This window comes from Jeotgalibaca sp. A122 (genome assembly GCF_052266715.1).
Classification (GTDB): Bacteria; Bacillota; Bacilli; order Lactobacillales; family Aerococcaceae; genus Jeotgalibaca.
The window spans coordinates 75,356-96,979 of the sequence record NZ_JBQPRB010000001.1 but is presented as its reverse complement, the minus strand read 5'-3'; the positions used below and the strand labels follow the sequence as shown (position 1 = coordinate 96,979).

The 21,624-nt window shown below is 40.8% G+C and carries 29 protein-coding genes; all 29 read left to right on the top strand.

All coding sequences use genetic code 11. The features are described 5' to 3' along the window. Positions 1 to 50: 50 nt before the first annotated feature. Positions 51 to 2,135, top strand: a complete 2,085-nt coding sequence (ftsH, locus tag ACTU7M_RS00530) for an ATP-dependent zinc metalloprotease FtsH (protein ID WP_443472413.1) — start codon at positions 51 to 53, stop codon at positions 2,133 to 2,135. Positions 2,136 to 2,364: 229 nt separating this feature from the next. Next, positions 2,365 to 3,243, top strand: coding sequence for an Hsp33 family molecular chaperone HslO (gene hslO / locus ACTU7M_RS00525; RefSeq protein ID WP_443472412.1), 879 nt, complete (start codon positions 2,365 to 2,367; stop codon positions 3,241 to 3,243). A gap of 15 nt (positions 3,244 to 3,258) precedes the next feature. After that, positions 3,259 to 4,134, top strand: a complete 876-nt coding sequence (locus ACTU7M_RS00520; protein WP_443472411.1) for a PLP-dependent cysteine synthase family protein — start codon at positions 3,259 to 3,261, stop codon at positions 4,132 to 4,134. A 198-nt stretch (positions 4,135 to 4,332) separates the two neighbouring features. Next, the gene (gene lysS, locus ACTU7M_RS00515; protein ID WP_443472810.1) at positions 4,333 to 5,808 is read left to right on the top strand and encodes a lysine--tRNA ligase; all 1,476 of its coding nucleotides are present in this window, start codon (positions 4,333 to 4,335) and stop codon (positions 5,806 to 5,808) included. Between the two features lie 275 nt (positions 5,809 to 6,083). Next, positions 6,084 to 6,506, top strand: coding sequence for a 30S ribosomal protein S12 (gene rpsL, locus ACTU7M_RS00510; protein WP_443472410.1), 423 nt, complete (start codon positions 6,084 to 6,086; stop codon positions 6,504 to 6,506). A 46-nt stretch (positions 6,507 to 6,552) separates the two neighbouring features. After that, positions 6,553 to 7,023, top strand: a complete 471-nt coding sequence (rpsG, locus tag ACTU7M_RS00505; RefSeq protein ID WP_443472409.1) for a 30S ribosomal protein S7 — start codon at positions 6,553 to 6,555, stop codon at positions 7,021 to 7,023. A gap of 64 nt (positions 7,024 to 7,087) precedes the next feature. After that, on the top strand, positions 7,088 to 9,175 hold the full coding sequence (gene fusA / locus ACTU7M_RS00500) for an elongation factor G (RefSeq protein ID WP_443472408.1): 2,088 nt from the start codon (positions 7,088 to 7,090) through the stop codon (positions 9,173 to 9,175). 130 nt (positions 9,176 to 9,305) lie between these two features. Continuing rightward, positions 9,306 to 10,493, top strand: a complete 1,188-nt coding sequence (tuf, locus tag ACTU7M_RS00495; protein ID WP_443472407.1) for an elongation factor Tu — start codon at positions 9,306 to 9,308, stop codon at positions 10,491 to 10,493. 179 nt (positions 10,494 to 10,672) lie between these two features. After that, on the top strand, positions 10,673 to 11,209 hold the full coding sequence (locus ACTU7M_RS00490; RefSeq protein WP_443472406.1) for a general stress protein: 537 nt from the start codon (positions 10,673 to 10,675) through the stop codon (positions 11,207 to 11,209). Between the two features lie 141 nt (positions 11,210 to 11,350). Then, a complete protein-coding gene (locus ACTU7M_RS00485; protein WP_443472405.1) occupies positions 11,351 to 12,640 on the top strand; it encodes a mechanosensitive ion channel in 1,290 nt (429 codons plus the stop codon). A gap of 418 nt (positions 12,641 to 13,058) precedes the next feature. After that, the gene (gene rpsJ, locus ACTU7M_RS00480; protein ID WP_166063120.1) at positions 13,059 to 13,367 is read left to right on the top strand and encodes a 30S ribosomal protein S10; all 309 of its coding nucleotides are present in this window, start codon (positions 13,059 to 13,061) and stop codon (positions 13,365 to 13,367) included. 53 nt (positions 13,368 to 13,420) lie between these two features. After that, the gene (gene rplC / locus ACTU7M_RS00475) at positions 13,421 to 14,056 is read left to right on the top strand and encodes a 50S ribosomal protein L3 (RefSeq protein ID WP_443472404.1); all 636 of its coding nucleotides are present in this window, start codon (positions 13,421 to 13,423) and stop codon (positions 14,054 to 14,056) included. A gap of 27 nt (positions 14,057 to 14,083) precedes the next feature. Further along, on the top strand, positions 14,084 to 14,707 hold the full coding sequence (rplD, locus tag ACTU7M_RS00470; RefSeq protein ID WP_443472403.1) for a 50S ribosomal protein L4: 624 nt from the start codon (positions 14,084 to 14,086) through the stop codon (positions 14,705 to 14,707). Next, on the top strand, positions 14,707 to 14,994 hold the full coding sequence (gene rplW / locus ACTU7M_RS00465) for a 50S ribosomal protein L23 (RefSeq protein ID WP_443472402.1): 288 nt from the start codon (positions 14,707 to 14,709) through the stop codon (positions 14,992 to 14,994). Before rplD ends, rplW begins: the two co-directional genes overlap by 1 nt. 44 nt (positions 14,995 to 15,038) lie before the next feature. After that, positions 15,039 to 15,869, top strand: a complete 831-nt coding sequence (rplB, locus tag ACTU7M_RS00460; protein WP_443472401.1) for a 50S ribosomal protein L2 — start codon at positions 15,039 to 15,041, stop codon at positions 15,867 to 15,869. 48 nt (positions 15,870 to 15,917) lie between these two features. After that, positions 15,918 to 16,199: a 30S ribosomal protein S19 gene (gene rpsS / locus ACTU7M_RS00455; protein WP_443472400.1), complete on the top strand. Its 282-nt coding sequence runs from the start codon at positions 15,918 to 15,920 to the stop codon at positions 16,197 to 16,199. A gap of 20 nt (positions 16,200 to 16,219) precedes the next feature. Continuing rightward, entirely contained in the window at positions 16,220 to 16,576 is a 357-nt protein-coding gene (gene rplV / locus ACTU7M_RS00450) for a 50S ribosomal protein L22 (RefSeq protein WP_443472399.1), read from the top strand. Positions 16,577 to 16,579: 3 nt separating this feature from the next. Further along, on the top strand, positions 16,580 to 17,236 hold the full coding sequence (gene rpsC / locus ACTU7M_RS00445) for a 30S ribosomal protein S3 (RefSeq protein WP_443472398.1): 657 nt from the start codon (positions 16,580 to 16,582) through the stop codon (positions 17,234 to 17,236). Between the two features lie 3 nt (positions 17,237 to 17,239). Beyond that, positions 17,240 to 17,674 carry a 50S ribosomal protein L16 gene (gene rplP, locus ACTU7M_RS00440; protein WP_443472397.1) on the top strand — a complete coding sequence of 145 codons (435 nt, stop codon included), beginning with the start codon at positions 17,240 to 17,242 and terminating at the stop codon, positions 17,672 to 17,674. Then, positions 17,664 to 17,861: a 50S ribosomal protein L29 gene (gene rpmC / locus ACTU7M_RS00435; RefSeq protein ID WP_443472396.1), complete on the top strand. Its 198-nt coding sequence runs from the start codon at positions 17,664 to 17,666 to the stop codon at positions 17,859 to 17,861. The genes rplP and rpmC overlap by 11 nt, the downstream gene beginning before the upstream one ends. 24 nt (positions 17,862 to 17,885) lie before the next feature. Next, on the top strand, positions 17,886 to 18,152 hold the full coding sequence (gene rpsQ / locus ACTU7M_RS00430) for a 30S ribosomal protein S17 (protein ID WP_443472395.1): 267 nt from the start codon (positions 17,886 to 17,888) through the stop codon (positions 18,150 to 18,152). Positions 18,153 to 18,194: 42 nt separating this feature from the next. Then, entirely contained in the window at positions 18,195 to 18,563 is a 369-nt protein-coding gene (gene rplN, locus ACTU7M_RS00425) for a 50S ribosomal protein L14 (protein ID WP_443472394.1), read from the top strand. Positions 18,564 to 18,596: 33 nt separating this feature from the next. Beyond that, complete coding sequence (gene rplX / locus ACTU7M_RS00420) at positions 18,597 to 18,905, top strand: 50S ribosomal protein L24 (RefSeq protein ID WP_443472393.1); 309 nt, start codon at positions 18,597 to 18,599, stop codon at positions 18,903 to 18,905. 27 nt (positions 18,906 to 18,932) lie between these two features. Next, positions 18,933 to 19,472 (top strand): 50S ribosomal protein L5, encoded by a 540-nt coding sequence (gene rplE, locus ACTU7M_RS00415; RefSeq protein WP_443472392.1) that lies wholly within the window; start codon positions 18,933 to 18,935, stop codon positions 19,470 to 19,472. 19 nt (positions 19,473 to 19,491) lie between these two features. Next, the gene (locus tag ACTU7M_RS00410) at positions 19,492 to 19,677 is read left to right on the top strand and encodes a type Z 30S ribosomal protein S14 (protein WP_076768503.1); all 186 of its coding nucleotides are present in this window, start codon (positions 19,492 to 19,494) and stop codon (positions 19,675 to 19,677) included. A gap of 33 nt (positions 19,678 to 19,710) precedes the next feature. Then, a complete protein-coding gene (gene rpsH / locus ACTU7M_RS00405; protein WP_443472391.1) occupies positions 19,711 to 20,109 on the top strand; it encodes a 30S ribosomal protein S8 in 399 nt (132 codons plus the stop codon). A 45-nt stretch (positions 20,110 to 20,154) separates the two neighbouring features. Then, positions 20,155 to 20,691, top strand: a complete 537-nt coding sequence (gene rplF, locus ACTU7M_RS00400; protein ID WP_443472390.1) for a 50S ribosomal protein L6 — start codon at positions 20,155 to 20,157, stop codon at positions 20,689 to 20,691. 45 nt (positions 20,692 to 20,736) lie between these two features. Beyond that, complete coding sequence (gene rplR, locus ACTU7M_RS00395) at positions 20,737 to 21,102, top strand: 50S ribosomal protein L18 (protein ID WP_443472389.1); 366 nt, start codon at positions 20,737 to 20,739, stop codon at positions 21,100 to 21,102. 20 nt (positions 21,103 to 21,122) lie between these two features. Continuing rightward, positions 21,123 to 21,623, top strand: coding sequence for a 30S ribosomal protein S5 (rpsE, locus tag ACTU7M_RS00390; protein ID WP_443472388.1), 501 nt, complete (start codon positions 21,123 to 21,125; stop codon positions 21,621 to 21,623). Position 21,624: the final 1 nt, after the last annotated feature.

Sequence of the window (21,624 nt, the reverse complement as noted above, 5' to 3'; positions counted from 1 at the left end):
AGAAAATTAGATATACGCCTGCTAGGCATAGTATCTGCAAGGAGGGTCAAATGAAAAAAAACAGTAATTTTTTCAAAAGTAGTGGCTTTTGGATTCTAATCTTCCTGGCAGTCATCGGTGTTGTCACAATGATGACCAGAGGTGTCGGGAACCAGACGAACCAAGCAGTCACATCATCGGAATTTATCCGTGATTTAGAAAATGAAGAAATCAAGGACTTCACGATGCAACCAGGTGCCGGTGTTTGGGATATCGTCGGTGAGTATCGCGAAGAGCGAGAAGTGACAAGTGAATCAAGTGCAAGTGACTTGATTTTGTTTGATGATACAAACTTGTCCACGACAACATTCCGTACGCGTGTATTACCGAATGATACAACCCTTAGCAAAATCGGTGATTTAGCGGAACAAACGGATACTGATCTTACCATTTTGGAACAAGATCAATCTGGAGCTTGGATCAGCCTTTTATTCACAATTCTACCATTGATTATTTTTGTATTCTTTATGTACATGATGATGGGACAAGGTGGTAACCAAGGTGGCGGTGGACGTAATGTCATGAACTTTGGTAAAACGAAGTCTGAAGATATGTCCAAGAAAAATGTTAAAGTTCGTTTTTCTGATGTTGCTGGTGCCGATGAAGAAAAACAAGAACTTGTTGAAGTTGTTGAGTTCTTGAAAGATCCACGTCGTTTTACCGCTTTGGGAGCGCGTATCCCAGCGGGTGTTCTTTTGGAAGGACCTCCAGGAACTGGTAAAACATTGCTTGCTAAAGCAGTAGCTGGTGAAGCTGGCGTACCTTTCTTCTCAATTTCCGGGTCAGAATTTGTGGAAATGTTCGTTGGTGTCGGTGCGAGCCGTGTCCGTGATTTATTCGAAAATGCTAAAAAAGCTGCTCCAGCCATCATCTTTATTGATGAAATTGATGCAGTGGGTCGTCAACGTGGAGCCGGAATGGGCGGGGGTCATGATGAACGTGAACAAACCCTGAACCAATTGTTGGTGGAGATGGATGGTTTCCAAGGAAATGAAGGAATCATCGTTATTGCCGCAACTAACCGTTCTGATGTTCTGGATCCTGCTTTACTTCGTCCTGGCCGTTTTGACCGTCAAATTTTGGTTGGTCGTCCGGATGTTAAGGGCCGTGAAGCAATACTTAAAGTTCATGCACGTAACAAACCACTAGCAAATGATGTTGATTTGAAAATTGTTGCGCAACAGACACCTGGTTTCTCAGGTGCGGATTTGGAAAACTTGTTGAACGAATCTGCTCTAGTAGCTGCTCGTCGCAACAAAGTGAAAATCGATGCGTTGGATATTGACGAAGCGCATGACCGCGTTATTGCTGGTCCTGCCAAGAAAGACAAAGTCATCAGCAAACGTGAACGTGAGATGGTAGCCTACCATGAAGCGGGTCATACGGTTGTTGGGATGGTCTTGAGCGATGCTCGTACTGTGCATAAGGTTACGATTGTTCCTCGTGGTCGTGCTGGTGGTTATGCCATCATGCTTCCTAAAGAAGACCGTTTCTTAATGACGAAAGAAGAACTGTTTGAACAAGTTGTTGGGTTACTCGGTGGGCGTTTGGCAGAGGAGATTGTTTTCAATGCACAAACAACTGGAGCAAGTAATGACTTCCAACAAGCTACAGCCCTAGTTCGCAGCATGGTAACGGAATATGGAATGAGCGATAAATTAGGTACGGTCCAATATGAAGGCAATAGCCAAGTATTCGTTGGGCGTGATTATGGTTCCAAACGTGCTTACTCAGAAGATATCGCCTACCAAATCGATTCAGAAGTACGCCGTATCATGGGTGAGGCACACGATAAAGCACGTGAACTTATTACTGAACACCGTTCACAACTGAATCTGATTGCTGAAAAACTGCTGGAGCTTGAAACATTGGATGAGAAAACAATCAAGAGTCTTTTTGAAACAGGCGAAATGCCTGCTAAAAACAGCAGTGAAGAATACCCAAGTGAAACAGCAGCATCTTTTGAAGAGACGAAACGTCAACGTGAAAAGAAAGAAGCTGAAAGAGCTGAACACCAAGAAGAAGTGGCTGAAAAACGTGAAGAATTAAGTGAAGAAGCAACTCCTGAGGAAGAAGCAAATTCAGAAGAAAAATAAAAAAGTTGAGAGTGGGAAAAAGGCTTTTAGCCCCGGACCATCTGAGCATTATTCGTGAAGTGACGCCGGGGCTGCCTTTTGAGCACGTTTACGAAGCAAATATTCGGTTAAATAGAGGGGGCTGGGAGTTATTTCCCAGCTCCATTTATTTTTGAATCGAGCGGATATGTTTTTTATTTGTTCGGCCTATAGTAAAATAAATATAGAATCGCAATTTTGGAGGTATATAATGTCGGATTATTTAATTAAAGGATTGGCTTACGAAGGTCAATTCCGGGTTTACGCTCTTGACGCAACAGAAACGGTTGCCGAAGCGCAGAGACGCCATGATACGTGGAGTGCATCTTCAGCAGCATTAGGAAGAACAATGGTCGGCTCACTGTTGGTTGCAACAACAGGTTTGAAAGGCGATCAAAAAATGACGGTAATTATTAATGGGAATGGTTTGGGTGGTCGGATCATTGCCGATGCAAATGGTAGTGGTAATGTAAAAGCCTACATCCAAAATCCTCATGTTAGCCTTCCGTTGAACGAAAATGGTAAATTGGATGTACGCGCAGTAGTGGGTACAGAAGGTACGATGACCGTTATCAAAGACTTAGGATTAAAAGAACCTTTCTCTGGCCAAGTACCGATTGTGAGTGGTGAACTTGGTGAAGATTTCACCTATTATATGGCGAACTCGGAACAGATTCCTTCAGCAGTGGGGTTGAGTGTGCTGGTTGATACGGATGATTCCATTAAAGTGGCAGGAGGATTCATGATTCAAGTAATGCCGGATGCATCAGACCAAGCCATTGCATCCATTGAGAAAAACCTTGCTGATTTGCCGCTTGTTTCCCGTTTAATGGAAAAAGGTGCTAAGCCTGAAGACATCCTACACCGTATTGTAGGGGAAGAAAATGTCCATTTCATTGAAAAGATGCCAGTACAATTTAAATGCGATTGCTCACACGAGCGCTTCAAAAATGGCCTTGCTGCGATTGGTAAAGAGGAATTGCAGGTTATTATCGAAGAAGATCATGGTGCAGAAGTTGTTTGTCAATTCTGCGAAACGAAATACAATTATTCTGAAGAAGAGTTGACTGAATTACTGAACGCAAATTAGTAAGGAGGAATTCGGATGGCAGTGATTATCAAGTCTTTGACGTCACAAATTGGCGAAACACCACTTATTCAACTGAAATCGGTTGTACCACAAGGAGCAGCTACTATTTATTTGAAACTGGAGTCCCAAAACCCTGCAGGCAGTTCCAAAGATCGCGTGATGTTGAATTTATTGGAAATAGCTGAAGAAGCAGGGGCAATAGGTCCAGATTCTACTATTGTGGACGCGGTTGATCAGCATGCTGCTATTTCCTTGGCCATGTTGGCTACAACAAAAGGATACCGCAGTATCTTGGTCACGCCGGAAGGATTGAGTCCCGCTATTGAAGCCATAGTCATGAAGTATGGTTCCGAACTTCTGTACACACCCGCTACAGAAGGGATGTCAGGGGCAATCAAAAAAGCTGAAGAAATTGCCAAGAACGAAAATTACTATTATCTAGCTCAGTTTACCAACCAAGGGAATCCGTCGATGCATGAAGCTACCACGGGACCTGAAATTATTGACGCTTTAGGTGCAAAATCGGTGGATGCTTTCGTTGCATCCGTTGGAACCGGCGGCACGTTGACAGGAGTAGGGCGGGCTCTACGTACAGAAAATCCAAATGTGGAAATTTTCGCTGTTGAACCAGAAGAGTCCCAATCACTGAGTGGCGGGGTAGAAGGTGAACATACACTTGTAGGTATGGGGTATGGCTTTATTCCGCCACTATTGGAGTTAACACTTTATAACGGCGTGATTCGCATCAAAGCGGATGAAGCCCACGAGATTGTTGAACGATTGGCCCGAGAAGAAGGGTTGTTGGTTAGTGATGCTACCGGAGCTGCTGTTGCAGGTGCCATAGAGATTGCCAAACGACTTGGTCGAGGCAAGACGGTTGTAGCAATTTAAGGAATAGACGGTAAGATGTCGATGGATCAGATTGATTCATCGACATTTTTTCAGTAAAACGGTGATTCACCAAAAAGAATGATGATAATTTTGCCAGACATCTTGCAATTTGAATCATTTCTTGGCAATATAGATTAGACAGAAAACGAAAGTTAGAACGGAGTGACCTTTTTGAGTCAAGAAAAAAATCTCGAAGAAATGAATGACCAATTAATCATCCGCCGTGAAAAAATGCAAAATTTGCGTGAACAAGGGAACGAACCTTTCAGCAATGGTTTCAAACGGACACACTTGTCCCAAGAATTGCATGACACATACGATGGTTTATCAAAAGAAGAAATCGAAGAACAAGACGTGGAAGTGGCTATCGCAGGCCGTATCGTTACAAAACGTGGAAAAGGAAAAGTTGGTTTTGCTCATCTTCAAGATAGCCAAGGCCGCATCCAAATCTATGTCCGTAAAGATACAGTCGGTGAAGCGGACTATGACGTGTTTGACCACGCCGACCTAGGCGATATTGTTGGGGTAGTAGGTCAAGTAATGAAGACAAATACGGGTGAAGTAACTGTTAAACCAACTAAATTTGTTCATTTGACTAAAGCACTGCGTCCACTACCAGATAAATTCCACGGTTTAACAAACGTGGAACAAAAATACCGTCAACGTTACTTAGACTTAATCAGTAATAAAGACAGTTTTGATCGTTTTGTAACACGTAGCCGTGTCATTTCTGAAATCCGTCACTATCTAGATGACCGTGGATACTTGGAAGTTGAAACACCGGTTCTTCACAACTTGGCAGGTGGAGCAACAGCAAAACCATTTATCACACACCATAACGCTTTGGATATGGAATTGTATATGCGTATCGCACTGGAATTGCATTTGAAGCGTCTTGTTATCGGTGGGATGGAAAAAGTTTATGAAATCGGCCGCGTTTTCCGTAATGAAGGAATCGATACAACACACAACCCAGAATTTACAATGATTGAAGTGTATACGGCTTACACGGATTATTATGATGTAATGGAATTGGTAGAAGGTTTGTTCGAAGAAGTTACGCAAACCGTTAAAGGAACAACGAGCATCTCTTATGATGGCATTGAACTGAACATGGCAGGACCTTATGCGCGTAAACACATGGTTGACGCAATTAAAGAACAAACAGGTGTAGACTTCTGGCAAGAAATGACTGATGAGGAAGCACGTGCACTTGCCAAAGAACATAATGTTGAAGTAACTGAACATATGACATTTGGCCACGTAGTCAATGAGTTCTTTGAAATGTTTGTAGAAGATACCTTGGTTCAACCAACATTCGTTTACGGACATCCAACTTCTATTTCACCATTGGCACGTAAAAACGAAGAAGATGGTCGTTTCACTGATCGTTTTGAGTTCTTCATTATGGGTAAAGAATATGGAAATGCCTTTACAGAGCTGACAGATCCAATCGACCAACGCGAACGCTTCGAAGCGCAAGCTGTTGAAAAAGAACAAGGAAACGATGAAGCGCATGGCGTGGATGAGGAATTCCTTGAAGCATTGGAACATGGTATGCCACCGACAGGCGGTTTAGGAATTGGTATCGACCGGATGGTTATGCTGTTAACAGACAGCCAATCAATCCGTGACGTTTTACTATTCCCAACTATGCGTAACATTGAAGGCTAATAGTCACCTTAAAAAGACTGTCACGTGAAGTGGCAGTTTTTTTTGTAAAAAAAGTTTCAGGTTTTGTTGACGAACCTATTTTTTCGTGTTATTATTGCAAAGGTGAATTTATGCGCAGTTTCCTGAAAGCAAACTTCAGTCGTGCTGACTGACGGCATCCATTCACACACACTTGTAAAGTCGAATTTCCATTCGATTATTTATTTTTTAACAAAAATGGACCACCTGGATGTGTGGACCAAGAAAAATTATGAATTGAGGAAGGAGGAAAAATAATGCCTACAATTAATCAATTAGTTCGCAAACCTCGTAAATCTGCTATTGAAAAATCTAACTCTCCTGCTTTGGGAAGAGGATATAATAGCTTCAAGAAATCAGCTACTAACACTAACTCACCTCAAAAACGTGGTGTATGTACGCGTGTTGGTACTATGACTCCTAAGAAACCTAACTCGGCTTTGCGTAAATATGCGCGTGTACGTTTGTCAAACCTTCTAGAAGTGACAGCTTACATTCCAGGTATTGGTCACAACTTACAAGAACATAGCGTGGTACTTATCCGCGGTGGACGTGTAAAAGACTTACCAGGGGTTCGTTACCATATCGTTCGTGGTGCTTTGGATACAGCTGGTGTAAACGGTCGTATGCAATCACGTTCTAAATACGGTGCTAAAAAACCTAAAGCAGCAAAAAAATAATCTAAAAACCTAAAAAATTAATATATTCGAGAAAGGAGGAGTCAGTATGCCTCGTAAAGGTCCAGTCGCTAAACGTGAAGTAATGCCAGATCCAATTTACAACTCTAAATTGGTTACTCGCACAATCAACCGCTTGATGGTTGATGGTAAACGTGGAAAAGCAGCTACTATTTTATATAATGCATTTGACATCATCAAAGAATCAACTGGTAATGAACCAATTGAAGTTTATGAACAAGCTATGAAAAACATCATGCCTGTTTTGGAAGTAAAAGCTCGTCGTGTAGGGGGTTCTAACTACCAAGTGCCTGTTGAAGTTCGTCCAGAACGTCGTACAGCTCTAGCACTACGTTGGTTAGTTAACTACTCTCGTCTACGTGGTGAAGATACCATGGAAGAAAGATTAGCTAAAGAAATCATGGATGCAGCAAACAATACAGGTGCTTCAGTTAAGAAACGTGAAGACACACATAAAATGGCAGACGCTAACAGAGCTTTCGCTCACTATCGTTGGTAATATCTACCCATTTCATGTAAAGTATAGTTTGTAAAATACTAACTGAAAGAGGTGTATGAAGCAGATGGGAAAAAGAGAATTCACTCTTGATAAAACAAGAAACATAGGGATTATGGCTCATATTGACGCTGGTAAAACAACGACAACTGAACGTATCCTTTATTACACTGGTAAAATCCATAAAATTGGTGAAACTCACGATGGTGGGGCGCAAATGGACTGGATGGAACAAGAGCAAGAACGTGGTATTACAATTACTTCTGCTGCAACAACAGCACAATGGAGAGACTATCGTGTAAACATCATCGATACTCCTGGTCACGTGGACTTCACGGTTGAAGTAGAACGTTCTCTACGTGTTCTTGATGGTGCAGTAGCATTGTTGGATGCACAATCTGGTGTTGAACCTCAAACTGAAACAGTTTGGCGTCAAGCAACTACATACGGTGTTCCTCGTGTTGTTTTCATTAACAAAATGGACAAAATTGGTGCTGACTTCTTGTACTCAAATGGTACGCTTCATGAACGTCTACAAGCTAATGCTCACCCAATCCAATTACCTATTGGAGCTGAAGATAACTTCACGGGTATCATTGACTTGGTAGAAATGAAAGCTGAAATTTATGACTCTGAAGATGGTACTGATTACCACGAAGAAGACATTCCAGCTGAGTACCAAGAACTAGCTGAAGAATGGAACCTAAAATTGATCGAAGCTGTTGCAGAAACAGACGAAGAATTGATGGAACGTTACCTTGAAGGTGAAGAGATTTCAATTCCTGAGTTAAAAGCTGCAATCCGTAAAGCAACAATCAATGTTGAGTTCTATCCAGTACTATGTGGATCAGCGTTCAAGAACAAAGGTGTTCAACTATTGTTGGATGCTGTTATTGATTACCTACCAGCACCAACTGATGTTGCTGCTATTACAGGTACAATTCCTGATACTGACGAAGAAATTGCTGTTCATTCAGATGATTCAGAGCCGTTTTCAGCTCTAGCATTTAAAGTTATGACAGACCCATTTGTTGGTCGTCTAACATTCTTCCGTGTTTACTCAGGTACATTGCAATCAGGATCTTACATCCGAAATGCTACAAAAGGTAAACGTGAGCGTGTAGGACGTATCCTACAAATGCATGCGAACAGCCGTAGCGAAATCTCCGAAGTATTCTCCGGTGATATCGCAGCAGCAGTTGGTTTGAAAGATACAACAACTGGTGATACATTGTGTGACGAAAAACGCCCAATTATCCTAGAATCAATGGAATTCCCGGAACCAGTTATCGAAGTTGCTATTGAGCCTAAATCAAAAGCTGACCAAGATAAAATGGGTGTCGCTCTACAAAAACTATCTGAAGAAGATCCAACCTTCCGCGCTTCTACAAACGTAGAAACTGGTCAAACAGTTATCGCTGGTATGGGTGAATTGCATTTGGATATCATTGTTGACCGTATGAAACGTGAATTCAAGGTTGAAGCTACAGTTGGTGCACCACAAGTATCTTACCGTGAAGCATTCCGTAAGAGCGTTGAAGCAGAAGGTAAATTCGTTCGTCAATCAGGTGGTAAAGGACAATTCGGACACGTTTGGATTGAATTTTCACCTAACGAAGAAGGCGCTGGCTTTGAATTCGAAAATGCTATCGTTGGTGGGGTTGTTCCTCGTGAATACATTCCAGCAGTTGAAGCAGGTTTGAAAGACTCAATGGAAAACGGTGTTCTTGCTGGTTATCCATTGGTTGACGTTAAGGCTAAACTATATGATGGTTCTTACCATGACGTCGATTCTTCTGAAACAGCATTTAAGGTTGCTGCTTCCCTAGCATTGCGTAACGCTGCTAAGAAAGCTGACCCTGCTATTTTGGAACCAATGATGGCTGTAGAAGTAACAGTTCCTGAAGAATATTTAGGAGATGTTATGGGACACGTAAGTGCACGTCGTGGACGTATCGAAGGTACGGTTGCACGTGGTAACGCACAAATCGTTAAAGGAACTATTCCTTTGTCAGAAATGTTCGGTTACGCAACAACACTTCGTTCCGCTACACAAGGACGTGGAACATTTACAATGACATTTGATCATTATGAAGCTGTTCCTAAAGCTATACAAGAAGAAATTATTGCTAAAAGTGGTAAAAACGCTGAGTAATCATTTCCTTAACTAGTTTGAAATATTGCAATTTTGGGTCGCAATCGGTATACTTTATATTGTTAGGCGACTCTGAAATTGCAGAAGTCTATAAAAAATAAAAACACCCTTTTCGAGGAGGAAATCAATAATGGCAAAAGAAAAATTTGACCGTTCCAAGCCACACGTTAACGTTGGTACTATTGGACACGTTGACCACGGTAAAACAACTCTAACAGCAGCAATCACAACTGTTTTGGCAAAACACTTCGGTGGAGCAGCAGTTGACTACGCTTCAGTAGACAACGCTCCAGAAGAAAGAGAACGTGGAATCACTATCAACACTTCTCACGTAGAATACGAAACAGCTAACCGTCACTACGCTCACGTGGACTGCCCAGGTCACGCGGACTACGTTAAAAACATGATCACTGGTGCTGCTCAAATGGACGGTGCTATCTTGGTAGTATCTGCTGCTGACGGCCCAATGCCACAAACACGCGAGCATATCCTATTGTCTCGTAACGTTGGTGTTCCATACATCGTTGTTTTCTTGAACAAAATGGATATGGTTGACGACGAAGAATTGCTTGAATTGGTAGAAATGGAAGTTCGTGACCTATTGTCAGAATACGACTTCCCTGGTGATGACACTCCAGTTATCGCAGGTTCTGCTTTGAAAGCTCTTGAAGGCGTTGAAGAATACGAACAAAAAATCTTGGACTTGATGGAAGCTGTAGATACTTACATCCCAACTCCAACTCGTGACACTGACAAACCATTCATGATGCCAGTTGAGGACGTATTCTCAATCACTGGTCGTGGTACTGTTGCTACAGGTCGTGTTGAACGTGGACAAATCAAAGTCGGCGATGAAATCGAAATCGTTGGTATTGAAGAAGAAACTATGAAATCAACTGTAACTGGTGTTGAAATGTTCCGTAAATTGTTGGATTACGCTGAAGCTGGCGACAACATTGGTGCATTGCTACGTGGTGTTCAACGTGATGATATCCAACGTGGTCAAGTACTTGCTAAACCAGGTACAATCACACCTCATACTAACTTCACTGCTGAAGTTTACGTATTGTCTAAAGAAGAAGGTGGACGTCATACTCCATTCTTTACTAACTACCGCCCACAATTCTATTTCCGTACAACTGACGTAACTGGTGTTGTTCAATTGCCAGAAGGCGTGGAAATGGTTATGCCTGGGGATAACGTTAAAATGACTGTAGAATTGATTCACCCAATCGCTATTGAAGACGGAACTCGTTTCTCAATTCGTGAAGGTGGACGTACAGTTGGATCCGGCGTTGTTTCTTCAATCGAAGGATAATTCATTCGCTAATTCCAAAAGAAAGCAAAGAGTTCGCTCTTTGCTTTCTTTTTTTGTGCATTTTTCTATGAAAGCGAAAAGGGTAACTAAGTGGTATCGCTTGCAAACGGAGTCGAATACTCGCTATACTAAAAGTGTTCCAGGAGCTTAAACTTTTAATAACCAAGGAGGTAATCTTCATGAGTAAAAGATTAGTAGGAACGTATGTAAGTGTCGACGAAGCGATGAGGGAAGTCGAAAGGCTAAAAGATCAAGGCTATGGACGTGATGATATCGAAGTCGTAGCGGACAAGGCCGTCAGAAATTCGATACCGTTCACTATGGACGCTGAAGTGGTTTCCACCGAAGAAGCTAAAGAAGAGATGAGGGACGATGAGCGTTCCTTCTGGGAAAAATTAAAAGATGCTTTCACTTTTAATGAGTACACAGATGAAGGCTACAGTGATCCAACTATGGAAGATGCCGATGATCCTTTACAAGAATATCGAAACGACTTAGCTGCTGGCAAGGTTGTGGTATTGGTAGAAGATGATGATGGTAAACATATTCCCCCGACTGATCCAATTCTAAAAGACAATGTGCCGATGGATCCACTTATGAGAAATGATAATATGCGAAATGCAACAACACCGGACCTAACGACGAATGACATGAGAACGGATCCTCCGTTAGAAAATGATGATTTCGTAGACCGCGATCCGCGCAATCTTCCATAATGGATGGTAATACTTGCGTCAGGAATTTATGCTTCCTGATGCTTTTTAGATAAAGGGTTATTATTTCATTTTCATTTATTTTTTCGTTACAATACACTTGTAATAAGTATTTATTAAAATTATTTAAGGAGGAAGAAAGCCATGAATCAATTTACAAATTCATTGGAAGGTATCTGGACATCATTTGTTGCATTTCTCCCGAGTATATTAGGCGCCATTTTGCTACTTGTACTAGCTTGGGTTCTTGCTACTTTAGTAAAAAAAGGTGTTACTAAAGGATTGCACGCCATCAACTTTAATCAGAAATTGATGAAGTGGGGTGTAGTAAATACATCTGATGATGGTGATCGGATGATTGAGTCAATCGGTTTAGTTCTTTATTATCTGATTTGGTTATTCTTTATTCCAGGTATCCTCGCTCGAATCGGGTTATCCAATATCGCAGTTCCGATCACGAACATGTTTGATGGCTTCTTGGCATTCTTGCCGAAGTTATTCGCCGCAATTGTCATATTGGCTATCGGTTACTTTGTTGCTAAGTTCGTTAAAGAACTTGTCCAAAATCTGTTGGAAACAGTCAACATCGACCGTTATTTGAAAAAGTATGTTGAAAAAACAGGTCAAACGTCTGCTGCTGAAGTAGAAAGCAATCGTTTTACGATTGCCCGCGTTTTGGCCAATACAGTATTCGTGGTAATTCTTATACCAGTTATTACAATTGCGCTTGAAACATTGGAAATTAGATCAATTTCCGAACCAATTGTAAATGTCTTAAATCAAGTTTTAGCAGCAATACCTAACGTTCTCGTTGCGATCATCTTATTGATTGCCGGAGGATTAATTGCCAAATTGTTAGGTGATTTACTAGAAGGCCTGTTGGCGAGTTCCGGTATAAATAAATATTCTAGATATTTATCTAAAAATTCGCCACAGATGCAGTTATCAACAATCATTACGCGCATCGTTCAAACAGTTTTAATGATATTCTTCGTTGTTGAAGCGTTGAACGTTCTGAATCTTGAGATTCTCAATAGAATCGGTATTGCGATCATTGCATATCTACCATCCGTTTTGATTGCCATCGTGATTTTAGGGATTGGAATCTTCGGAGGAAATGCATTATCCTCCTTCATCAAGGATTCAACTGGAAGCCAATTGACTGGTGAAATCGTTAAATACATCGTTTATGTGATGGCAGTTTTCATGACACTTGATCAATTACAATTTGCATCAAGCATTGTCAATACAGCTTTCCTATTTGTCATTGGTGGTTTGGCAGTCGCTTTCGCTCTAGCATTTGGTTTAGGCGGACGGGACTTTGCTAAACACCAATTGGATCGTTTTGACCGCAAAATCCAAGAAGAAGCAAACAAGATGCCAGGTACAGCAAACAAAACGGAAGCAGAGAAAAAAATGGATCCGTTTCAATAATTGTTAAATCTAGATAACCCCCTACATTTTGTTGGGGGGTTATTTTTGTCTGTAAGGGTGGTGTATGGGGTTCAAAGCTGTAGGTGAGTTAAAAAAGTAATATATAATAGGAAGAGATTATTTCTAGTGATAGAAAATAGTCTCTTTTTTGTTGGAAAACTAACAAAATCTGTTACTCGCAAAAAAATAAAAAAATATCGGATTTTTTTCAGAAAATGACTTGCATTTATTTTCAGGAACCTGTATACTAATCAAGTGTGAAATTGCAGAAGCAATAACACATGGGTACCCTGTATAAGGGACCTAGCTAAGAAACGAGAGGTTGCGACACGCCCGGACGCTTTGCCACGGCGGGTGAGGCCGGAAATTTTCGTGGAGCTAGTCTTATGATTTACATTTGACGAAGGAGGGAAATAACATGGCAAAACAAAAGATTCGTATTCGTTTGAAAGCTTACGAGCATCGTGCACTAGATCAATCAGCAGATAAAATCGTGGAAACGGCAAAAAGAACAGGAGCGTCTGTTTCAGGTCCAATTCCATTGCCGACTGAAAGAAACTTGTACACAGTAATTCGTTCACCACATAAATACAAAGATTCTCGTGAACAATTCGAAATGCGTACTCATAAACGTTTGATCGACATCATTAACCCAACAAGCAAAACTGTTGATGCTTTGATGAAATTGGATCTACCATCTGGCGTAGACATCGAAATCAAACTATAATTTATCGTTAACCCAAATAATAAAAAAACTAATAAAACAACGGAGGTGTTACCATGACCAAAGGAATCTTAGGCAAAAAAGTAGGTATGACACAATTCTTTACTGAAAATGGTGAATTAGTACCAGTAACAGTTATTGAAGCTACTCCTAACGTAGTTCTACAAGTTAAAACTGTAGAAACTGACGGATACGAAGCAGTTCAATTAGGTTACCAAGACAAACGTGAAGTATTGTCAAACAAACCTGCTAAGGGTCATGCAGCAAAAGCAAAAACTGCTCCTAAGCGCTTCATTAAGGAATTCAAAGATGTTGAGCTGGGAGAGTACGAAGTAGGAAATGAAATTACAGTAGATGTATTTCAAGCAGGCGACATCATTGATGTCACTGGTACATCTAAAGGACACGGTTTCCAAGGCGTAATCAAACGTCACGGACAATCTCGTGGACCAATGTCTCACGGTTCTCGTTACCACCGTCGTCCTGGTTCAATGGGATCTGCTTCTGATGCGTCACGCGTATTTAAAGGCAAAAAATTGGCTGGACAAATGGGTGGGGATCGTATTACAATCCAAAACCTTGAAATTGTTAAAGTCGACCTAGAGAAAAACGTAATCCTTATTAAAGGAAACGTACCTGGATCTAAAAAATCATTGATTGAAATTCGTTCAGCTCGTAAAGCTGCTAAATAAGTATCATAGAAAGGAGGAACGAGAAATATGCCTAACGTAAGCCTATTTAAACAAGATGGAACAACAATTGGCGAAGTAACTTTAAACGAAGAAATCTTCGGAATTGAAACAAACGAAAGTGTTGTATTTGATGCAATCATTATGCAACGTGCTTCATTAAGACAAGGAACACACGCTGTTAAAAACCGTAGTGCAGTTCGCGGTGGCGGTCGTAAACCTTGGCGTCAAAAAGGAACAGGTCGTGCTCGTCAAGGATCTATCCGTTCACCACAATGGGTTGGCGGTGGAGTGGTTTTTGGACCAACACCTCGTTCTTACAAATATAAACTAAACAAGAAAGTTCGTCGCTTAGCTCTTAAATCAGTTCTTTCAGAAAAAGTTGCTGAAGGAAACTTGATCGTAGTTGACCAATTAGCTTTCGATGCACCAAAAACAAAAGAATTCGCAAAAGTGTTAACTAACTTAAATGTTGACTCCAAAGTATTGGTAGTTCTAGAAAACGACAACGACTTCGCAGCATTGGCTGCACGTAATCTTCCAACTGTAAAAGTTATCGGAGAAGACGGATTGAATGTCTTGGATATCGTATCTTACAACAAAGTGGTTCTAACACAAGCTGCTCTTTCTAAAGTAGAGGAGGCACTTCAATAATGGAATTACATGATATTATTCTACGTCCAGTGATTACTGAGGCTTCAATGCTGGTAATGGACGACAAGAAATATACTTTTGAAGTAGATGTTCGTGCTAACAAAACTCACGTAAAACAAGCAATTGAAAAATTGTTTGATGTAGAAGTTGAGAAAGTTAACATCATGAACGTTCGCGGTAAACTTAAACGTATGGGCCGTTACTCCGGTTATACTAAAAAACGCCGTAAAGCAATTGTGACTTTGACTGAAAAATCAAACGCAATTCAATTATTCGACGAAGAATAAGAACCATTTAAAAACCCACATTAATATATAGGAGGGAAAACAACGTGGCGATCAAGAAATACAAACCTACCACAAACGGCCGTCGTAATATGACAGGTTCTGATTTCGCAGAAATTACGAAAACAACACCTGAAAAAACTTTGTTGGAAAAAAACAACAAACACGCTGGTCGTAACAACCAAGGTAAAATCACAGTGCGTCACCAAGCTGGTGGACACAAACGTGCATACCGTATTATCGATTTCAAACGTAACACTGACGGACTAGTTGGAACTGTTGCTGCTATCGAGTACGATCCAAACCGTACAGCTAACATCGCACTAATCCATTATACAAACGGTGTTAAAACTTACATCATCGCACCTAAAGGCATTCAAGTTGGCCAAAAAATTGAATCAGGGGACAATGTTGATATCCAAGTAGGGAATGCTTTACCATTGAAAAACATTCCAGTTGGTACTTTCATCCACAACATTGAAATGAAACCAGGCAAAGGCGGTCAATTGATCCGTTCAGCTGGTACTTCTGCCCAAGTTTTAGGACAAGAAGAAAAATACACGCTAGTTCGTTTGAACTCAGGCGAAGTTCGTATGATTCTTTCAACTTGCCGTGCAACAATCGGTACAGTAGGTAATGAACAACACGAATTGATTAACATTGGTAAAGCAGGACGTAACCGCTGGTTAGGTAAAAGACCTACAGTTCGTGGTTCTGTAATGAACCCTAACGATCACCCACACGGTGGTGGTGAAGGTAAAGCACCAATCGGACGTAAATCACCTATGACTCCATGGGGTAAACCTGCACTTGGCTTGAAAACTCGTAACAAGAAAGCTAAATCAAGCAAGTTAATCGTACGTGGACGTAAAAAATAATCATTAAATTAGACATGAAACCGAAGAGATTCGAAAGGAGGCTTCACCATGAGTCGTAGCTTGAAAAAAGGACCTTTCGTCGATGAGCATCTTATGAAAAAAGTGGAAGTTGCATCTAAGAGCGAGAAAAAACAAGTTATCAAAACTTGGTCACGTCGTTCTACAATCTTCCCACAATTCATCGGCCAAACAATCGCAGTATATGACGGAAGAAAACACGTTCCAGTTTATATTCAAGAAGATATGGTTGGACACAAATTAGGGGAGTTCGCTCCTACAAGAACATACCGCGGACACGCGGCAGACGATAAGAAAACAGGACGTCGTTAATTACGAGGGGAGGAATAATAATGGCAGAACAAATCACAGCTGCGAGAGCAACTGCTAATACTGTTCGCATCGCACCTCGGAAGGTTCGTCTTGTAGTCGATCTTATCAGAGGCAAGAGCATTGGAGAAGCAATCTCCATCTTGAAATTCACACCACGTGCTGCTTCACCAGCAGTAGAAAAAGTGTTAATGTCAGCTATTGCGAATGCAGAACATAACTATGATTTAGACATCGAAAACTTGGTAGTAAGCGAAGCTTATGTTAACGAAGGACCAACAATGAAACGGTTCCGTCCTCGTGCAAAAGGATCTGCTTCACCAATCTTAAAACGTACGAGCCACATCACTATCGTGGTATCAGAAAAGAAGGAGGGATAATCTGTGGGTCAAAAAATTAATCCAATCGGAATGCGTGTAGGCATTATCCGCGACTGGGATGCTAAATGGTACGCAGAAAAAGATTTCGCTGATTTCTTGCATGAAGATTTGAAAATCCGTGAATATATCGCTAAAAACCTAAGCGAAGCTTCAGTTTCTCGTGTAGAAATTGAACGTGCAGCTAGCCGTGTTAACGTATCTGTTCACACTGCAAAACCTGGTATGGTTATCGGTAAAGGTGGTTCCGAAGTTGAAAAACTACGTAAAAACCTTAACGCTTTAACTAACAAACGTGTTCACATCAACATCGTAGAAATTAAAAGAGCTGATTTGGACGCTAAACTTGTTGCTGAAGGAATTGCAAAACAATTGGAAAATCGTGTTGCTTTCCGTCGTGCACAAAAACAAGCTATCCAACGTACAATGAGAGCTGGAGCACATGGTATCAAAACTATGGTTTCAGGTCGTTTGAACGGTGCAGATATGGCTCGTAAAGAAATCCATTCAGAAGGAACTGTTCCATTGCATACATTGCGTGCGGACATTGACTATGCATGGGAAGAAGCTGATACAACTTACGGAAAACTAGGCGTTAAAGTTTGGATTTCTCGTGGAGAGGTATTACCAGCTCGTAAAGAATCAGAGAAAGGAGGGAAATAACCAATGTTAGTACCTAAACGTGTAAAACACCGTCGTGAATTCCGTGGAAAAATGCGCGGAGAAGCTAAAGGCGGAAAAGAAATCGTCTTCGGCGAATATGGTTTGCAAGCAGTTGATTCAAAATGGATCACTAACCGTCAAATCGAAGCAGCTCGTATTGCTATGACTCGTTACATGAAACGTGGTGGGAAAGTTTGGATTAAAATCTTCCCTCACAAATCTTACACATCCAAAGCTATCGGCGTTCGTATGGGTAAAGGTAAAGGGGCACCTGAAGGTTGGGTATCTCCAGTAAAACGCGGCAAAATCATGTTTGAAGTTGGCGGCGTTCCTGAGGAAGTAGCACGCGAAGCTTTGCGTTTGGCATCACACAAATTGCCAATCAAAACTAAAATCGTAAAACGTACAGAAATTGGTGGTGAATCGAATGAAGGCTAATGAAATCAAAGAATTATCCACTGCTGAAATGATTGAAAAGGAACAAGCTTTTAAAGAAGAGCTTTTCAATCTACGATTCCAACTTGCTACAGGGCAACTTGAAAATACTGCCCGCCTTAAAGAAGTTCGCAAATCAATTGCGCGCATTAAAACAGTATTGCGTCAGCAAGAATTGCAAAATCAGTAATTCAGCAAAGGAGGAGACTTATAAATGACTGAACAACGTAATCAACGTAAAGTCTACCAAGGAAAAGTTGTTTCCGATAAAATGGATAAAACAATTGTTGTAGAAGTATCTACATACAAAACACATCCTACATACGGCAAACGTGTGCGTTACTCTAAAAAGTACAAAGCACATGATGAAAACAATCAAGCTAAACTTGGTGATATCGTTAAAATTATGGAAACTCGTCCGTTGTCAGCAACGAAACATTTCCGTTTGCTGGATATCGTTGAAGAATCCGTAATTATCTAATAAAATAAGAAATTATTCCTGATCCGGAAGGAGGAAACTGAAGTGATACAAACAGAATCTCGTTTGAAAGTTGCTGATAACTCTGGTGCGAAAGAAGTTCTAGCTATTAAAGTACTAGGTGGTTCAGGCCGCAAGTTTGCTAGCATCGGCGACGTAATTGTCGCAACAGTTAAACAAGCTACACCCGGTGGTGTTGTCAAAAAAGGTGAAGTTGTTAAAGCCGTTATCGTGCGTACTAAATCTGGTGCACACCGTAAAGATGGTTCATACATTAAATTTGATGAAAATGCATGTGTAATCATCCGTGACGACAAGAGCCCACGTGGAACACGTATCTTTGGACCTGTTGCCCGTGAATTGCGTGACAACAACTACATGAAGATTGTTTCCCTTGCTCCAGAAGTGTTATAACAAACCGTATTATTGAAGGAGGTGCAACAACTCATGCACGTAAAAACTGGCGATAAAGTTAAAATCATTACTGGTAAAGACAAAGGTAAAGAAGGCGTTGTCCTAAAAACTTTGCCTAAGAAAGACCGTGTCATCGTAGAAGGCATCAACATTGTTAAGAAGCACCGTAAAGCTTCACAAACAAATTTGACTGGTGGCATTCTTGAAGAAGAAGCTTCCGTTCACGTATCAAACGTGATGCTAATCGACCCTAAAACTGGTGAACCTACTAAAGTTGGTTACAAAGTTGAAGACGGTAAAAAAGTTCGCTTCGCTAAGAAGACTGGCGAAATTATCGACTAATTATTGAAGAAGGGAGGATTTCGTTAAATGAACCGATTGAAAGAAAAATACACTAAAGAAATTACACCATCATTGATGGAAAAATTTGAATATACTTCAGTGATGCAAGTACCTAAAGTTGAAAAGATTGTTATCAACATGGGTGTTGGTGACGCAGTTGCTAACGCTAAAACTTTAGAAAAAGCTGTTGAAGAACTAACATTGATCTCTGGTCAAAAACCAGTTATCACTCACGCGAAAAAATCAATCGCTGCATTCCGTCTACGTGAAGGTATGGCTATTGGAACAAAAGTTACTCTACGTGGCGAAAGAATGTACGATTTCCTAGACAAACTAGTTACTGTTTCATTACCACGTGTACGTGACTTCCGTGGTATCAGCAAACGTTCTTTTGATGGACGTGGAAACTACACACTAGGCGTTAAAGAACAATTGATTTTCCCAGAAATCGACTATGATAGAGTTGATAAAGTTCGCGGTATGGATATTGTTATCGTAACAACTGCAAAATCTGATGAAGAATCAAAAGAATTATTGACACAACTTGGAATGCCATTCCAAAAATAAGCGAAGGGAGCAAAGATAAGTGGCTAAGAAATCAATGATCGCAAAAAACAAACGTCCAGCTAAGTTCTCAACTCAAGAGTATACACGCTGTGAACGTTGTGGCCGTCCACATTCTGTTTACCGCAAGTTCAAATTGTGCCGTATTTGTTTGCGTGAACTAGCTTATAAAGGACAAATCCCTGGCATGAAGAAAGCAAGCTGGTAATCAGCCATACCCGTAAGAAGGAGGTAAAAGTTAATGGTTATGACAGACCCAATCGCAGATTTCCTAACTCGTATTCGTAACGCTAACATGGTTCGCCATGCAAGCTTGGAAGTTCCTGCTTCTAACATGAAATTGGAAATTGCTAAAATCCTTAAAAATGAAGGATTTATCAAAAACTACGAAGTTATCGAAGATGACAAACAAAACGTTATCCGTGTTTTCTTGAAATACGGTGCTAACAACGAACGCGTTATCACAGGCTTGAAACGCATCTCTAAACCAGGTTTGCGTGTTTTCGCTAAAACTGGCGAAGTTCCCCGTGTATTGAACGGACTAGGAATCGCTATCGTATCTACATCAGAAGGTGTAGTAACTGATAAAGAAGCAAGAGCTAAAAACGTTGGTGGAGAAGTATTAGCTTACGTTTGGTAATACAAATTTCTACTATATTCTAAAAACTAAAGGAGGTGCAGCCCTGTGAGTCGTATTGGTAATAAACTAGTCGAAATCCCAGCTGGCGTAACCGTAACTCAAGAGGGAAACACTGTATCAGTTAAAGGTCCTAAAGGCGAATTAACTCAAACATTCAGTGACTTGATTACAATGAATATCGAAGGCAATATCGCAACTTTCTCTCGTTCTAACGAAGAAAAGTTCACAAAATCTATTCATGGTACAACACGTGCTTTGTTCAGCAACATGGTTGTTGGTGTATCTGAAGGATTCAAAAAAGAACTTGATCTAGTCGGTGTTGGTTACCGTGCTCAACTACAAGGAAACAAACTTGTATTGAACGTTGGTTACTCTCATCCAGTAGAGTTCACTCCAGAAGAAGGCGTAACTGTTGAAGTTCCTTCAAATACGAAAATTATCGTATCTGGTTACAACAAAGAACACGTTGGCGCATTAGCAGCTAACATTCGTGGCGTACGTCCACCAGAGCCATACAAAGGCAAAGGTATTAAATACTCTAACGAAATCATCCGCCGCAAAGAAGGTAAAACTGGTAAATAATAACCAGTTATTCCTTTTTGCAGCATAACCAATCCATATAAAGAGGTGACAATTGTGATTAATAAACCAGATAAAAATAAAACACGTCAGTCCAGACATGCACGTGTAAGAAGAAAAATTTCTGGAACTGCAGAGTGCCCACGCTTGAACGTATTCCGTTCTAACAAACACATCTACGCTCAATTAATTGATGACGTAGCGGGTGTGACGCTGGCAAGTGCCTCTAGCAAAAAAGATGTAACTGAAAATGTTACTAAATCAGACAGTGCAGCAGTTGTAGGTAAATTGATTGCTGAACGCGGTCTTGAAAAAGGTTTGAAGAAAGTCGTATTTGACCGTGGTGGATATCTATACCATGGCCGTGTACAAGCATTAGCTGAAGCTGCACGTGAAAATGGACTAGATTTCTAGGAAAAGGAGGATAACCACACATGGTATTTATTGACCCAACTAATTTAGAATTAGAAGATCGCGTTGTTGCGATTAATCGTGTTACTAAAGTTGTTAAAGGTGGACGTCGTTTACGTTTCGCTGCTTTAGTAGTAGTCGGAGATAAAAACGGACACGTTGGTTTTGGTACTGGTAAAGCAAACGAAGTTCCTGAAGCAATTCGTAAAGCTATCGAATCTGCTAAGAAAAACTTGATTGAAGTTCCTATTACTGGAACAACAATCCCTCACCACGTTATTGGTCGTTTCAACGGCGGTAACGTAATGTTGAAACCAGCTCTATCCGGTTCTGGAGTTTCTGCGGGTGGTCCTGTACGTGCTATCATCGAATTGGCAGGTATTGCGGACATTACATCTAAATCTCTAGGATCAAGCACGCCAATCAACATGGTTCGCGCTACTGTTGATGGTTTGACACAATTGAAAAAAGCTGAGGATGTTGCTGCATTACGTGGCAAGTCCGTAGAAGAAATCTTAGGTTAAG